The organism is Enterococcus moraviensis ATCC BAA-383, from assembly GCF_000407445.1.
GTDB classification, from domain to species: Bacteria; Bacillota; Bacilli; order Lactobacillales; family Enterococcaceae; genus Enterococcus_L; species Enterococcus_L moraviensis.
The window spans coordinates 17,831-32,037 of the sequence record NZ_ASWB01000002.1 but is presented as its reverse complement, the minus strand read 5'-3'; the positions used below and the strand labels follow the sequence as shown (position 1 = coordinate 32,037).

At 37.6% G+C, this 14,207-nt stretch carries 15 protein-coding genes; 1 reads left to right on the top strand and 14 read right to left on the bottom strand.

Annotated features, from left to right (window positions below):
- The 14 genes from I586_RS06115 to nirB form a co-directional block, all read right to left on the bottom strand.
- Positions 1 to 864 carry a class II fructose-bisphosphate aldolase gene (locus tag I586_RS06115; protein WP_010766017.1) on the bottom strand — a complete coding sequence of 288 codons (864 nt, stop codon included), beginning with the start codon at positions 862 to 864 and terminating at the stop codon, positions 1 to 3.
- 25 nt (positions 865 to 889) lie between these two features.
- On the bottom strand, positions 890 to 1,291 hold the full coding sequence (locus I586_RS06110; RefSeq protein ID WP_010766018.1) for a hypothetical protein: 402 nt from the start codon (positions 1,289 to 1,291) through the stop codon (positions 890 to 892).
- A gap of 15 nt (positions 1,292 to 1,306) precedes the next feature.
- Entirely contained in the window at positions 1,307 to 2,596 is a 1,290-nt protein-coding gene (locus I586_RS06105; RefSeq protein WP_010766019.1) for a PTS sugar transporter subunit IIC, read from the bottom strand.
- A gap of 31 nt (positions 2,597 to 2,627) precedes the next feature.
- On the bottom strand, positions 2,628 to 2,933 hold the full coding sequence (locus tag I586_RS06100) for a PTS sugar transporter subunit IIB (RefSeq protein ID WP_034701942.1): 306 nt from the start codon (positions 2,931 to 2,933) through the stop codon (positions 2,628 to 2,630).
- A gap of 21 nt (positions 2,934 to 2,954) precedes the next feature.
- Positions 2,955 to 5,054 carry a BglG family transcription antiterminator gene (locus I586_RS06095; protein WP_010766021.1) on the bottom strand — a complete coding sequence of 700 codons (2,100 nt, stop codon included), beginning with the start codon at positions 5,052 to 5,054 and terminating at the stop codon, positions 2,955 to 2,957.
- 217 nt (positions 5,055 to 5,271) lie between these two features.
- Positions 5,272 to 5,472 (bottom strand): heavy-metal-associated domain-containing protein, encoded by a 201-nt coding sequence (locus I586_RS06090; protein ID WP_010766022.1) that lies wholly within the window; start codon positions 5,470 to 5,472, stop codon positions 5,272 to 5,274.
- Positions 5,473 to 5,510: 38 nt separating this feature from the next.
- Positions 5,511 to 5,957: a CopY/TcrY family copper transport repressor gene (locus I586_RS06085; protein ID WP_010766023.1), complete on the bottom strand. Its 447-nt coding sequence runs from the start codon at positions 5,955 to 5,957 to the stop codon at positions 5,511 to 5,513.
- Positions 5,958 to 6,127: 170 nt separating this feature from the next.
- Positions 6,128 to 6,661 (bottom strand): dihydrofolate reductase family protein, encoded by a 534-nt coding sequence (locus I586_RS06080; protein ID WP_010766024.1) that lies wholly within the window; start codon positions 6,659 to 6,661, stop codon positions 6,128 to 6,130.
- 286 nt (positions 6,662 to 6,947) lie between these two features.
- Positions 6,948 to 7,628: a uroporphyrinogen-III synthase gene (locus I586_RS06075; RefSeq protein WP_010766025.1), complete on the bottom strand. Its 681-nt coding sequence runs from the start codon at positions 7,626 to 7,628 to the stop codon at positions 6,948 to 6,950.
- The gene (gene hemC / locus I586_RS06070) at positions 7,625 to 8,533 is read right to left on the bottom strand and encodes a hydroxymethylbilane synthase (RefSeq protein WP_010766026.1); all 909 of its coding nucleotides are present in this window, start codon (positions 8,531 to 8,533) and stop codon (positions 7,625 to 7,627) included. Before hemC ends, I586_RS06075 begins: the two co-directional genes overlap by 4 nt.
- Before the next feature lie 47 nt (positions 8,534 to 8,580).
- Positions 8,581 to 9,366 (bottom strand): formate/nitrite transporter family protein, encoded by a 786-nt coding sequence (locus I586_RS06065; RefSeq protein WP_010766027.1) that lies wholly within the window; start codon positions 9,364 to 9,366, stop codon positions 8,581 to 8,583.
- Positions 9,367 to 9,819: 453 nt separating this feature from the next.
- Positions 9,820 to 10,791, bottom strand: a complete 972-nt coding sequence (gene cobA / locus I586_RS06060) for a uroporphyrinogen-III C-methyltransferase (protein WP_034701937.1) — start codon at positions 10,789 to 10,791, stop codon at positions 9,820 to 9,822.
- Positions 10,792 to 10,793: 2 nt separating this feature from the next.
- Positions 10,794 to 11,099, bottom strand: a complete 306-nt coding sequence (gene nirD, locus I586_RS06055; protein WP_010766029.1) for a nitrite reductase small subunit NirD — start codon at positions 11,097 to 11,099, stop codon at positions 10,794 to 10,796.
- A gap of 1 nt (position 11,100) precedes the next feature.
- Positions 11,101 to 13,503, bottom strand: a complete 2,403-nt coding sequence (gene nirB / locus I586_RS06050) for a nitrite reductase large subunit NirB (RefSeq protein ID WP_010766030.1) — start codon at positions 13,501 to 13,503, stop codon at positions 11,101 to 11,103.
- A 378-nt stretch (positions 13,504 to 13,881) separates the two neighbouring features.
- Between nirB and I586_RS06045 the strand changes: the two genes are divergently transcribed.
- Positions 13,882 to 14,136, top strand: a complete 255-nt coding sequence (locus I586_RS06045) for a hypothetical protein (protein ID WP_010766031.1) — start codon at positions 13,882 to 13,884, stop codon at positions 14,134 to 14,136.
- The last annotated feature ends 71 nt before the right edge of the window (positions 14,137 to 14,207 follow it).

The following is a 14,207-nucleotide window of genomic DNA, read 5'->3' as shown; positions in this document are numbered from 1 at the left end:
CTAACTTAAATGGATTGGACTGTCCACATTCATGAATAAGCCAATTTTATGTTTGACAATATCACGACAGACTTCATTTGCAGGAATTACGTTATAGCGTAATGACTTGTTGACTGCTGTTTCTCCAAAAGATTCTTTTGCAGTTTTTGTCCAGTTGACTAAAAGCTCTGTCCCAACATTGAATTTACGGATACCATTATTGATAAGTTCTGGATAGTCTTCTTCTTTTACTCCTGTTCCACCATGGATCACAAGAGGAATGTCAACGATTGCGTTGATTTCTTTTAGCAATGGTACATTGACTTCTGTCTTAGATTTAAATTGTCCGTGATTTGTGCCGATGGCGATCGCTAAGGCGTCGATTCCTGTTGCTTCTACAAAGGCAAGCGCATCTTCTGGTTTGGTATACACTTTGTCATCTTCAGCCACATGAATTCCTTCTTCCGTGCCGCCAATCGTTCCTAATTCTCCTTCAACTGAAACACCTCTTTGATGAGCATACTCCACTACTGCTTTCGTTTTTAATATATTATCTTTAAAGGGTAAATGAGACCCATCATACATAACCGACGTGTAGCCCTGATCGATTGCTTCTTTGATGTCATCAAAATTTCTAGCATGATCTAAATGCAATACTGCATCGACCATTTCTTTTTCAGCCATTGTTTTGACAACGGAAACTAATACATCATACCCGATATATTTGGCAGTATCTACACTGGTTTGGATAATGATCGGCGCCCCCATTTCCTTAGCTGCTCGAATCATTTCTGGTAACATTTCTAAATTATGAGCGTTAAAAGCACCTACGGTAAAATTCAATTCTTCTGCTGTTTTTGTGACTTCTTTTAATGTTGTATACATGTATTTCTCCCCAATCTTTTCAATTTTACTGACCGCTGATTGTGACCTTTTTAGCGATTTGTCGCATGTCATCCATTTTGTTCATCCATTTATCAATGCCAGCATCATCCCCATTTTTTGCGGATTCTGCTCGTTTTTGATTATATAAACTCATTAATTTTTTATAGCCTGTGCCAATACTATTTTTATAGGACTGACTTTTCTCTAGCGCTGCAATTGCTTCGTCTATTTCACTAAGTTGTGCCAATAACAAGCCGACTTTTTCATATTTTTCAGCAAACACACAATCTATTGGTTCTGATGATGCAATTTCTACAGTAAGTTGTTCTATTTCTTGGCGTAATTCATTTTTTTGTTCTTCTGTTAAAGTCTCGTCTACTTCTAGTTTGACAGGCTTTGTTTTTTTCTTTTTTAGAAAATCAAACATCGTTTCACTCCTTTTCTAAAAGGCCTTCATGATTGGGCTAATGATCCAAGCGTATAACAGAGCTGCCGTCACAGTATCCACATCTGTCGCTGTGGCATTGACAAAGCCCATGCTATTGAAAATCGTCACTAATAATGCAGGCAATAATGTGATAAAGAAACCATGTGCGATTCCGCCGATGATCGCACCACGTCTACCCCCCACTGCATTCCCGAAAATTCCTGCAGTGCCGCCTGCAAAAAAGTTCGTTAACATTCCAGGTAAAATCATTGCTAAACCAAATGTTGGCAAAACAAACATCGCCAAAACCGCACCAATCGTTGTTGTAATAAATCCTAAAATCACGGCATTTGGACTATAAGGGAAAAACACTGGGCAATCTAAAGCAGGAATAGCGTTTGGTACTAGTTTCATTGCAATCCCTCTAAAGGCTGGAACGATTTCTCCAAGTAATAGACGCACACCTGCTAACAAGACATATACGCCAACAACAAATTGAATTGCTTGTAAGAAGGCAAACATAATATAGTTTTGGTTGCCAGATAACGTTGACGCAAATGTTTCACCTGCAAATAATACGGTCACGATATATAGAGGTACCATCACAACCATCACAGATAAATACGTATCTTGAAGGAATTCAAAAGATTTTGGCAATTTAAGGTCTTCCACTGACTTTTTATTTTCACCCCGTTCACCAAAAATCCAAGCTACTCCTGCTTCAAATAGATACCCAATCGTACAAAAATGGCCTAATGCAATATCATCTGAACCAGTTATTTTCCGGATGAACGGCTGTGCGATTGCAGGCATAGCTACGGCAAAAACGCCGCCGATAAAGCCACCTACAAGAATCAAGACGATCCCACGTAGACCCGCAAAATATCCAAAAACAGTAGTCATTGTTGCCATCCATAAAATCGCTTGCCCCGTTAGAAAGATATATTTCCATTTTGTAAAGCGGGCAATCAAAATGTTGAATACAAAAATGGCTAAAAAGGTTAACGCAATATCTCGACCCAAGCCAAGCTCATTCATCGCTTGACCGTTAATAGCTTCGATTGACGGAATGATTCCTTGCATATGGAAACCTTCTGTAAAAATCTCACCAAAATAGGTCAGACTCCCAACGATAATACTAGAACCTGCGCTTAATACTTGAAACCCTAACAACGTTTTTAATGAACCCGACAACACTTGACCAATCGATTTCTTTTGTAAAATCAAGCCCAACATAGCAATCAAGCTGATTGTAATCGATGCCTGAGTCAAGATATTCTCGATTATAAAATTAACTACCCCCATGATATAAGTCCCTCCATTTATATTTTAGTCGCTAAATAGCGCCTTTTGCTTGTAAAACTGGTGTGATTTTTTCATCTATTTCAGCTTTTGACACAATATTTTTCAGGTAAATGATGGCCGTTTTTTCTTCATCAATCGTAAATTTTTCAAATTGTGTTTGAAAGTTTTGAGCTGTAATAATAATATCGGGATTCATCGAAACCGCCGATGAAATATCTGTATGCTCCAGTTTTGCTTCGACTCCTTTCTGGTTTAATACATCCTCTGCTGCCATTTGTGCTGCAAAACTGCTGCCTAATCCTGCTCCGCAAACAAATAAAATCGTTAGTTTTTTCATCATAATTCGCTCCTGTCATTTTTATTGTTTTGTTTCATTTAGCGCATCTTCATATAAAATTGTTTCAAAATCAGCTACAGTGGTGCATTGAGCCAAGCGATCGATTTTCGTTTCATCGTTGATCAATTCAATCAAGCTTTTCATAATATTTAAGTGGGAAAAAGAGTCCACTGCTGCGAGACAAAAAATGATTTTCACTGGATCATTTTCTTCATTGCCAAACACGACTGGTTCTGCCAATGTCGCCACGCTAATTCCTAATTTGTTTACCCCATCTTCTGGTCTTGCATGGGCTAGGGCTAGGTGTTTTCCCATCACGATATACGGACCAAATTCTTTAACAGAGGCGATCATCGCGTCTATATACGATTCTTCAATAGCGTTTTCTTTCAATAAAGGACATGCTACTTGTTGAATCGCACTCTCCCAATCAGGACATTTTTCTAATAACAAAATATCACTTTTCTTTAAGACATCTTTTAGCATTGGCTGCAGCTCCCTTTTATTTATCTTTAAATGATTCTGATCAAAGGTTTTTTCTAGATTTTTATAAATTTCATTGGAGATCATTCCCCCACTTTCTTTGATCAAGTCAAGGACACGGTAAAATAATTCAGTAGAATCAGTGTCATTATTTATCAAGCGCTTATATTGTTTATTTTGTTCTAAAAAAGCTTGGATATTTTTTCGACTCTCTACTTTGATGATTGGATCGACGACTAATATTGGTTTTTCAGGATAGGTTAAACTCAGCGTTGAAAAAATCAAATCAACATCTAACTTTTTGATTAAGTCCATTTCTCCTGTACTTAAAACAGCTAGCACGTCAATATTGAATAGTTCTTTTAAATGCTCGGCTAATAATCGACCCGTTGCCGTACCATGATTACAAATGACAACCGCTTTATAGGTATAGGTCAACTCTTGATTGATCGCACTTACAGAGGTAGAAAAATGAATAGTTAAAAAGGCCATTTCGTCCTCACTTAGCTCATTTTTAGTAATGGCTTCAATCGTTGGCGCAAATTTCTCAATCGCAAAATAAATATTGCCGTAATATCGTTTTACCGTTTCCTTTAAAGGATTTAAAATTTGAATTTCACTTTTTACCCGACTAATCAGGCCCGCCATATGCCGATATAATCCCTCATGGAGTGATTCTTCTTTTTTGGAAAAAGGAATTTTAGTCGTTTGTTCCACAAATTGAATGAGTTGAATCGATAATACTTGTGCTTGGACCCACTCTACAGAATTTCTGATACTTCCAGTGTTGAAGGTTTCCAGCATGAAACTAATATAGTTTATTTCTGAACTGGGCGGTCTCACTGCAAGCGTGCGGCAAAGCCGATCGATAAAAGTGTGAAGCTTATTTTGACCGTTCTCGACTACTTCCCAAGAAGAATTCACAATCAATTCCTGTCTTAAATAACGGCTTAGCCAAATCGCTGTAAACATGACTAGTTGATTTCGGTAAAGGTCTTCTCGTGAAGAAATCGTCTGATGATAGACCTGGTCGATTTTTTTCAATATCTGCTTAGGGATATACCGAAATAGATGTTTTTCTGAATTACTCAAGCCTGATTCATTTCCCTCAAGAAATCGTAAACTATCAATGGATCGGTTGATCACATCGTAAATCATGGTTCGAATGGTCCGTTCAGATCCTTTTAAAATAATTCCTTGTTTCGGAATGCTCAACACCTCGATACCGTATTCCAAAAGAATCGTTCTAACCCTACGCATGTCTTCATCCATTGTACTTTTCGAAATTTGATAGTCTGATTCTTTTTGATATAAAAACACAGGCTGTTCTGATAACGAAAAAGCTAAGATCAGGTCAAAAATTCGTTCTTCTCGATTTAAATAGTTGAATTCATTTTTTTCATCAAGACATGCATCCAACAATTCACGTTCCTTTTGTTCAAGGTTTAAACGCATCCCTCTGTTTCGAATCGTTTTGATTTCGGGCAAGTTTCGTTCATCAAGAAATGCGTTGATTTCTTTGATTTCATTTCTAAGTGTTCTATTACTGATGCGAAAATCTTCGCTTAACTCGCTAAGAGTCAAAGGATAATCCGACCAAATAAAGCGCTTAAATATTTGGATTGTTCGATCTTTCATCTGCTTCTCTCCTTGCTTGATTTCATTATATAGTGGTGTGACACAATTGATTAGTGGAGATTGTTGCAACATTTATCGGCAATAATGTAAGCGTGAACATTCCCCTTGGAAATAACTAGTTGCAATTTTAGTATACAAAAAAGAGTGATACAAAACTGATTTAGTTTTGTATCACTCTTTATGTTAGGATCAATATTCTTTTGCCGTAGCTAACTTTTTAAGCCACAGTAAATTTAGTTTCTGATAATGCATTTTGTAACTCATTATTTGAGATTTCTCTATCACTTGTGACAGATGCCGATTTTTTTTCTAAGTCAACTGTTGCAGATTGAACACCTGCAATTTTTTCAAAATTTTCTTTGACGATGTTTACACATCCATCACATTTCATTCCGTTGATCGTTACTGTTTTTTCCATTGTAAAACACTCCTTATTGTTGTTTGTATGTTAATGGTTTAATGAACAAGGTGACACTGACATTGGCCAGGTATACAGTTACAAGGTACGACATCGACTGCTGACTTGCGTTTTTCTTTCAGTAGTGCTTCCAGTTCATCAATGTCGTCAAAGCTTAATAAACTTTCAGCAATGATTGATTCAAGAACCTTCCCTACTTTTTTACTGCAAACTTTCGTCAACATTTCTTGTGAAAGTACTTCGATGCTTTTACGCTCTTCGACTAAAGGAAAATAAGTAAATTTATTGCCATTACGTTTCGTTCCAAGCATCCCTTTATCAACTAAGCGACTTAATAATGTTTTGACCGTGGTACTTTTCCATTCAGTCTTTTCATTTAGGATATCGGTCACTTCTTTACTCGTCGTCTCCTCTGTGGCCCATGCAACGCGCATGACTTCCCACTCTGCGTCAGTGATGTTCAAAGCTTTTTTCTTCTCTGACATAAAAAGTCTCCTTTTTATTGTTTTCTCGTTGTATCACCCGAACAACTACACGCGTAGTCGAACCTTGTATTTATAATAGCTCTTTTTTTGATCTTTGTCAAAGGGAAGATTTTAAGATGAAATAAAATAAGTGTGCAACTATCTAAATAGCCACACACACTTATCTCACTTTATCTAGTTTTATATGTTGTATACACCATATCATTCTTCACATAAACCTGATTTACTTTCAAATTGACCGGTCCATTGAATTCATTAAATAAACGAATCCCTTTCCCTAAAATCGTCGGAATTGTCGTAAGAATATAAGTATCAATCAAATTGGCTTCCACTAAAGGTGCAATAATACTTGCTCCGCCAACGACCCAAATCGCTTCGCCTTCTTGCTCCTTCAATTCTTGAATCAGCTCAACAGGTCCTTGACTTGTAAAGAATAGCTTTTCAGTATTTTGATCTGGACGACTTGTGATAATATAGGATGATTGCTCTTCATATGGATATTGATCGACCGCCAATTCATTTACTACTTGATCATAAGTCGTTCGGCCCATTACTACCGTATCGATCTTTTCCATCAATTCTTGATAACTAGTATCCTCTTCCACTAATTCAATCCCGCCACCTAAAAAATCAATACTGCCATCAGGTTCAGCGATATACCCATCGACACTTGCTGCAATGTACAAAATAACTTCTCTACTCATAAAAAACCTCCTAATTTTAAAAAGCTGAAAGAGCTTGGTCAGCCTTGACAGGAAAATAGGAAAAATTGAGGGTGGCGCTTTTTGCCACAATCTATTTTTATCTGTTTCCCGAAGAGCTAGCCCGTGTAGCTAGATAACATTCAACGTTGAACGAGTTTGGTCAACACTGATAATACTAAAGTATGTATCTTCCTCGAACTATCTATTCTACCTGTTTTATTACTTTCGTCAACTAGTTTTCTAAAAAAAGAAGTATCGTTGAACTGAAGAGTATTCCTTCTTTCAACTATACTTCTTTTCTTAATTTTGCTTTGTAACCATCTTTTAGAATAGCTTGTCTTGTTGTTTCACCTAAACAGTATAAAGTCGGCATTTCCCTCAAATCAACTTCTCTAAATACCAATAAAAATCGTTCCCACAGAGACGGACTTGCTAGATAAACTGCTGTCATTTTTTCAGCCATTAAATTTTTTTGTAGTAGCAGTTGATTTTCTTTTGGGAAACAATTGTCGTAAAGGATTGGTGTGAATAATCGATGTCCTTTATCAACTAGTTCTGCTTCACCAGTCTGATTGGCTAAATTACTCCTTGGATAAAAAATCGTGGTTGCTTCTAAATGATCAGCTGACCAAGACTCAAATAAGTTCTTTTTTGTTGCACATGGGGCTTGAAATGTTGTTTCTATCTGATTGGCTAAGAGAACTTGAGCAGTCTTCTTTCCAATTACAGCGAACTTTTTCATTTCAACCTCTTTTCTATTGATTTGCTGAAAAAAAAATTTGGCTGCATGTTGACTTGTTAAAAAAATCCACTCGCTCTGTTTCACCATTCTCTCAAATGATTGACCTAACGCTCTTTTTTTCAATTCAATCAATGGAATTTCAACCGTCTCAAATCCTTTTTGCTGAAAATACAAACGATCTTCTTGGTTATCTTCTATCAAACGTGTTAAAAGAATTTTATTCATATTGATTCCTGATCCATTTCAGTTAGCAACGCTTTGGCTATTTGCTTTCCAACACCCTCTATTTCTTGGACAGTCACACTTTTAGTGAAGGATTGTTGTAACTCTTTATCTCCTAAAAACCCTGAAAAGCGGTAACCATTTTGCTCTTGACTAGCGAAAGCTCCGATAGGAATATCGCAATTTCCATTTAACATCGCCAAAAAATCACGCTCTTCCATGACTAATTTTCTTGTTAACGAATCATTGATTGGGCTTAAAAAATCGTTCATCTCTTGATCTTGGCTACGACATTCTACAGCTAAAGCTCCTTGTCCTACAGCTGGAATACACTGCTCACAGCTTAAAATAAGATAAGGATGTGTGGGTTCATCAAACCAATTCAACCGTTTTAAACCAGCTACTGCTAAAACAATGCCATCTAGATTTTGCTCTTCCATCCGTTTCAAACGCGTTCCTACGTTCCCTCGAATCGATTCCACTTGAATATCTTCCCGTAAATTTTTCATTTGAAATTCTCGCCGCAAACTACTCGTTCCAATTCTAGCACCGTTGGGCAACGCCTCTAAAGAATTGACTTCTCTAAAAATCAAACAATCAGCCGGATCGCTTCTCTCTGGAATCGCAGCTAACGTCAATCCATCCGCGACTTTTGCTGGCATGTCTTTTAAACTATGGACCGCAAAATCGATTGAGCCTCTCAATAAAGCCTGTTCTACTTCATTGATGAATAATCCCTTCCCGCCAATTTTAGACAAACTGACTGAAAGCATTTGGTCTCCTTTGGTCGTCATTGGGACGATCTCAACTGGAAAATCACCATGAACTTCTTTCAGTAAATTTAATACGATCATGGTTTGCTTCATTGCTAAAGGACTATTTCTGGTGCCGACACGGACGGTTTTCATTCAACTTACTTCCTTTTTCTTTTCTTATCTTTTCATCATACTAGATTTTATTTTTTTGACAACTGCCCTGTACCAACTTTATATGCTAAGAAATAAAGTCCTGCCACAAAAAAGCCGCCACCAATAATATTACCTAAATACACACTGACCATATTTTGCCCAAACGCTGACCACGTATTGCCTCCTAATAAAATCCCCATCGGAATCAAGAACATATTGGCTACAACGTGTTGGAAGCCGCAAATCACAAAACCCATGATTGGCAGAAAAATCCCGACGATTTTACCAATAAAATCTTTTGCTGCAAAGTTCAAATACACTGCGGTACTCACTAAAAAGTTACAAGCAATCCCCGAAAGAAACCCTTGTAAAAAAGTATCTTTAGTTCTCCCCAGTGAAACTTGGATCGCACGCTCAGCAAAATCACCTTGTAACGCTCCACTTAAATAGCCAAAGAAATAAGCCACAAATAAGGAACCAATCAAATTAAAAATCGTCACAATCACAATGTTTCTAAGCCATTCTTTGCCACTGATTTTTCTAGCAAACAACGCCATTGAAACAACCATCATATTTCCTGTAACTAACTCTCCTCCAGCTAACAATAAACAAATCAGTCCAAACGGAAAAACAGCTGCTCCGATCACATTAACTAGTGACCCCCATTCCTTTGGCATTGTTCCCATTGCACGAATCATCGCAATCCCTGCAACAGCAATAAAAACACCTGCTAAAAATCCTAATACCGCTAAAGTCAAAAAACTACCACGCGCTTTTTGAACCCCTTTTTCAATTGTAACATCAACTATTTCTGGTGGTTGAAGTGAACTCATATTTTACCTCCTAATTTAAAAGCGGAACGGGCTCGTTCAGCTCCGACTAGAAAATAGGAAAAATCGATTGTGGTGCTTTTTACCACAAACTATTTTTATCTTTTTCCAGTCGGAGCTAGCCCGTGTAGCTAGATAACTATAAAAGCGGAACAAATCGGCTAATCCTGTAGAAAATTAGGAAATTGACATTGAAACGCTCTTTGTTTCACTGACAATTTATCTATTTTCATAAGGATTGATTTGTGCAGCTAGATAACACATGGTAACAACGTTCCGCTTCGCTGCACCTTGTACTTTTCAACATCAGTTCTTTTCATTCACTGTGTTTCAAAGCAAAAGCGAAGCGGGCTCGTTTAACCTTGACAGAAAAATAGGAAAATATGACTGAGGCATTTTCTGCCTTATTCATAATTTATCTTTTTTTCGAAGAGCTAGCCCACAAAACTAACTGATTTACTTATCTAAAATATCTCTTTGATTCTTATACACCGTCGTTAATTTAGGATCTAAATACACGACCTCATCAAAATAATGATCCCTTAAATACTGTTTATGAACCTCATCAAACCGTTTATCACGCTCTTCACCAACTTGAATCGCATAAACGTCTGCTCCTTGTTGTGTGTAGATAAGAATCGTTTCAAAATCGATTGTTTTAGTATCCATCAATAACATTTTATGTCCAAACAATGGCAATTGTTCAAACCAATCCTCATCCTTTCGACAAGAAACAACCTCTCCTACAATAATCAATGCAGGATTTTGAATGTGTTGTTCCTCAATTGCATCGATCATCGTTTGAACTGTTGCGGTAATTGTACGTTGACGACCTAAGCTCGCCCATTCGATGATTGCTACTGGTAAATGTGGTGAAACATCTTGCTCCAAAAGTTTCTGTTGAGTACTTTCTACTCGTTCTACCCCCATGTACAAACAAATCGTTCCATTCTCTGTCAGTCCTTTAAAATCGATGGTTTCCCCTGCTTGACGATGAGCAGTTGCTAGCGTTACTTTACTACTATGGTCACGATGCGTGAGCGGAATACCACTGTAGCTACTAGCAGCAGAAGCCGCGGTAACACCTGGAATGATTTCATAGTTAATTCCTTCTCTTTGAAGCGTGGCGATTTCTTCACCTACACGACCAAAAATACCAGGATCTCCGCCTTTTAATCTGACCACAAGCTGATTTTGACGACCTTCTTCTATCAATAGTTGGTTAATATTTTTTTGCTTTAACACATGATTTTTTGGGTATTTTCCACTGTAAATAAAGCGAGCTGCTTCTTTGGCAAGGTACAACAGAACTGGATGAACTAGCCGATCGTAAATAATCACATCTGCTGATTCTAACAGTCTCTTCCCTTTTAGTGTCAATAGTTCTGGATCACCTGAACCTGCTCCTACAAAATAAACTTTTCCCATCACTACACCAAAACATAGACGAGGTCTTCTTCAATAATCGTTTCATAGGCACGAACACAGCCTTCATCAGGCTCTTGCACTTGTCCATCGTTTAAATTGATTTTGTAATCATGTAGTGGACAAAAAACATATTCCCCTGAAACCGTTCCTTCAGCCAATGGTCCTTGTTTGTGCGGACAAATATTTTCAATTGCTTTGACACGATCATCACTTAAACGAAAAATAGCGATTTTTTGCTCTCCAACAATAATTTCTTTCCCCATTCTAGGAGCTAGCTCAGCTAATTGACCAACTAAAATTTTTTCCATTTCATGCTCTCCCCACTGTGTATAATTCTTGGCGTGTTTTATTATCTTCTACAACTTCATCCCATGGGTTTCCACGACGTCCTGTGACCGCCTCATCTAATGTCACTAACAACTCTTGACGTTTTACAGGATCTAGTAACACGTCTTTCACGTTATCAAAGCCCAGCCGTTCAATCCAAGGTGCAGTCCGTTCTGCGTAAATACCCGTTTCACGGTAATATTGCAACATTGCTCCACAAATATCGATAACTTCTTGTTCCGTTTCAACCGTCGTTAGTAACACTGCTTCTTTCACTTCTGTCCCGCCATTTCCGCCAACATAAATTTGGAAGCCATTTTCCACACCGATAATGCCAAAATCTTTCACGCCACTTTCCACACAACTTCTTGGGCAAGCAGAAACACCCATTTTAAATTTGTGTGGTGTATCGATAAACTCGTATCGTTGTTCCAATTTGATTCCAAGACCCATTGAATCTTGTGTACCAAATCGACAGAAATTAGCACCTACACACGTTTTGACCGAGCGAACTGCTTTCGCATAGGCACCAGCAGCTTTCATATCTAATTCTTCCCAGATTTTTGGCAAGTCTTCTTTTTTCACACCATATAAACCGATTCTTTGGCTACCGGTTACTTTGACCATCGGTACATCGTATTTTTCTGCAACTTTGGCAATCAACAGTAGTTGTTGAGGGTTGGTTTTTCCACCACGCATTCTTGGAATCACAGAGAACGTACCATCATTTTGAATGTTCGCGTATAGTCGTTCATTCACATAACGAGACTCTTTCTCATCTTCGTGTTCCTTAGGCCAAGCAACATTTAAATAGAAGTTGATTGCAGGTCGACACTTAGGACATCCTTCTGAATTGGTAAAATTCAATTCTCGGTATACTTCACCGGATGAGGTCATTTTTTTCGCGTAGATTTGTGTGACAATTTGATCTCTTGTTAAATCTGTACAACCACAAATTCCAGTTGGAGCAGATACAACTTCGCCACCTAATGCATAAGCTAAAACGTCTCCGATCACTGCTTTACATTTCCCACAAGATCCGCCTGCTTTCGTGTGCTTGGTTACATCTGCTACAGAGGAAAGCTCTTTTTCATTGATGGCAGTCATGATTGTCCCTTTGTCGATGCCGTTACAGCCACAGATCACTTCATCATCCGGCCACTCACTGACATCCGCACTCGCTTCTTCACCAACCATATGAAGTAAAGAAACAGGTGTGTATTCTTCAATACTTTCATTTTTCTTCAAAATATTATAATAGCGATTCCCCTCACTTGTATCGCCATAAAGAACAACACCGACCACTTGATTTTCTCTTACAAAAATCTTTTTGTACGTATAATTGATACCGTCGAAAGCCTCAATACTATTGACTCCTTCGGTTTCTCTGATATTACCAGCAGAATACAAATCACAGCCAGATACTTTTAACGAAGTAAACGTCGTACTACCTTGATATGCTTTCGCCTCTTTGCCTGTCAACACATCCGCTAAGACTTTTCCTTGTTCAAATAAAGGTGCGACTAAACCATAGACATTGCCATCATGCTCCGCACATTCCCCTACTGCAAAAACATCTGGGACATTTGTTTTCATAAAGTCATCCACAACGATTCCACGGTTCACTTCGATCGTTGTTGTTCTTGCTAGTGTTGTTTCTGAGCGAATCCCGATCGACATTACCACTATATCCGTTTCAATCGTCGTTCCATCACTAAAAGCTAACCCTGTGACACGCGTGTCTCCAAGGATTTTTTTTGTTGCTTTTTCCATTAGAAATTTTAAGCCCTGTTTTTCTAAATCAGCTTGCAGCATTTTTCCTGCTTTTTCATCTAATTGTGTTTCCATCAGCCATCGTTCTAAATGAACGACAGTAACGTCCATTCCTTGATCTAGTAATCCTTTGGCCGCTTCTAAGCCAAGTAAACCGCCACCGATCACGACGGCTTTTTGGTATTTTTGAGACGCTTCAAGCATATTTTCTGTGTCATCGATTGTTCTAAATCCAAGAACACCAGGTAGTTGAGCACCTTCAACAGGTAAAATAAATGCTCTAGAACCTGTAGCTAAAATACATTTATCATAAGAAATTTCTTTGCCTGATTGTGTCGTGATTGTTTTGTTGGTTGTATCCATTTGAACGGCTGGGTCATGATTGATCAAGCTAATTTGATTTTCTTCATACCATTCAAGTGGATTCGTGATGATTTCTGAAACAGTCATTTTCTTTTGTAAGACATTACTTAACATGATCCGGTTATAATTTGGGCATTGTTCTTCGCCGATGATCGTGATTTGATAGCGATCAGGATCGCGGTCTAAGATTTCTTCAATGGTGCGCACACCAGCCATTCCATTTCCAACTAAGACAAGCTTTTCTTTCATTTTATGTAAACTCTCCTTTTGTGATTTTTTGAGCAATCCATTCCACATGTTGTCTTTTTTAGAATAGCAAGAATCAAAGACGGTGACTATTAGGGAATTACCTAATAACTATCTTATTAGAAAATGTACAACAAAATAGCTCTAATAAATAAGTTGAGATTCACAAACATTTGAAGAACAGTCTTTGTAAATCTCTTCTTAATTTATTATGGCTAAACGCTTTTATCATATTTTGTACTGATTATCATTATTTAAATTTGAGATAAAAATAAGTGTAAAAACATTTTTGATCAGTTACTATAAGCAATGTTAGACACAAAATTATGATATAATGATTAAAATGAATTTCAAAAAGTTAATTTCTACGGAGGCTGTTGAATGAACGTTATTAATAAAATTTCAGATTTTTTTGATGAAAAACGTAGATCTAAGCATAAAAGGATAAGAGAAAGAAATGATAAAATGCGGGCTCTCGGTAAAAAAACTACGAAAAAGGGTTGGGGGTCAATGGTTAATACAGGTTCAGGCGGTATAAATAAGAACCCAATTGATCGTGTATACGATATTGCACAGCAACAAAAAAATATTGCTGAGGAAAAAGAATTACAAAAAAGAGACGCTCCGGAGAATTAAATTGCTCAAGTAAATAATTAGTATATGACATAAGCACTTTGAATCAAATTTACTTAATTGTGTGATTCCCA

Excerpts from the sequence above, each read along its gene's own strand:
- I586_RS06115 (WP_010766017.1), bottom strand. The coding sequence starts at position 864 with ATGTATACAACATTAAAAGAAGTCACAAAAACAGCAGAAGAATTGAAT.
- I586_RS06110 (WP_010766018.1), bottom strand. The coding sequence starts at position 1,291 with ATGTTTGATTTTCTAAAAAAGAAAAAAACAAAGCCTGTCAAACTAGAA.
- I586_RS06105 (WP_010766019.1), bottom strand. The coding sequence starts at position 2,596 with ATGGGGGTAGTTAATTTTATAATCGAGAATATCTTGACTCAGGCATCG.
- I586_RS06100 (WP_034701942.1), bottom strand. The coding sequence starts at position 2,933 with ATGAAAAAACTAACGATTTTATTTGTTTGCGGAGCAGGATTAGGCAGC.
- I586_RS06095 (WP_010766021.1), bottom strand. The coding sequence starts at position 5,054 with ATGAAAGATCGAACAATCCAAATATTTAAGCGCTTTATTTGGTCGGAT.
- I586_RS06090 (WP_010766022.1), bottom strand. The coding sequence starts at position 5,472 with ATGGAAAAAACAGTAACGATCAACGGAATGAAATGTGATGGATGTGTA.
- I586_RS06085 (WP_010766023.1), bottom strand. The coding sequence starts at position 5,957 with ATGTCAGAGAAGAAAAAAGCTTTGAACATCACTGACGCAGAGTGGGAA.
- I586_RS06080 (WP_010766024.1), bottom strand. The coding sequence starts at position 6,661 with ATGAGTAGAGAAGTTATTTTGTACATTGCAGCAAGTGTCGATGGGTAT.
- I586_RS06075 (WP_010766025.1), bottom strand. The coding sequence starts at position 7,628 with ATGAATAAAATTCTTTTAACACGTTTGATAGAAGATAACCAAGAAGAT.
- hemC (WP_010766026.1), bottom strand. The coding sequence starts at position 8,533 with ATGAAAACCGTCCGTGTCGGCACCAGAAATAGTCCTTTAGCAATGAAG.
- I586_RS06065 (WP_010766027.1), bottom strand. The coding sequence starts at position 9,366 with ATGAGTTCACTTCAACCACCAGAAATAGTTGATGTTACAATTGAAAAA.
- cobA (WP_034701937.1), bottom strand. The coding sequence starts at position 10,791 with ATGGGAAAAGTTTATTTTGTAGGAGCAGGTTCAGGTGATCCAGAACTA.
- nirD (WP_010766029.1), bottom strand. The coding sequence starts at position 11,099 with ATGGAAAAAATTTTAGTTGGTCAATTAGCTGAGCTAGCTCCTAGAATG.
- nirB (WP_010766030.1), bottom strand. The coding sequence starts at position 13,503 with ATGAAAGAAAAGCTTGTCTTAGTTGGAAATGGAATGGCTGGTGTGCGC.
- I586_RS06045 (WP_010766031.1), top strand. The coding sequence starts at position 13,882 with ATGAACGTTATTAATAAAATTTCAGATTTTTTTGATGAAAAACGTAGA.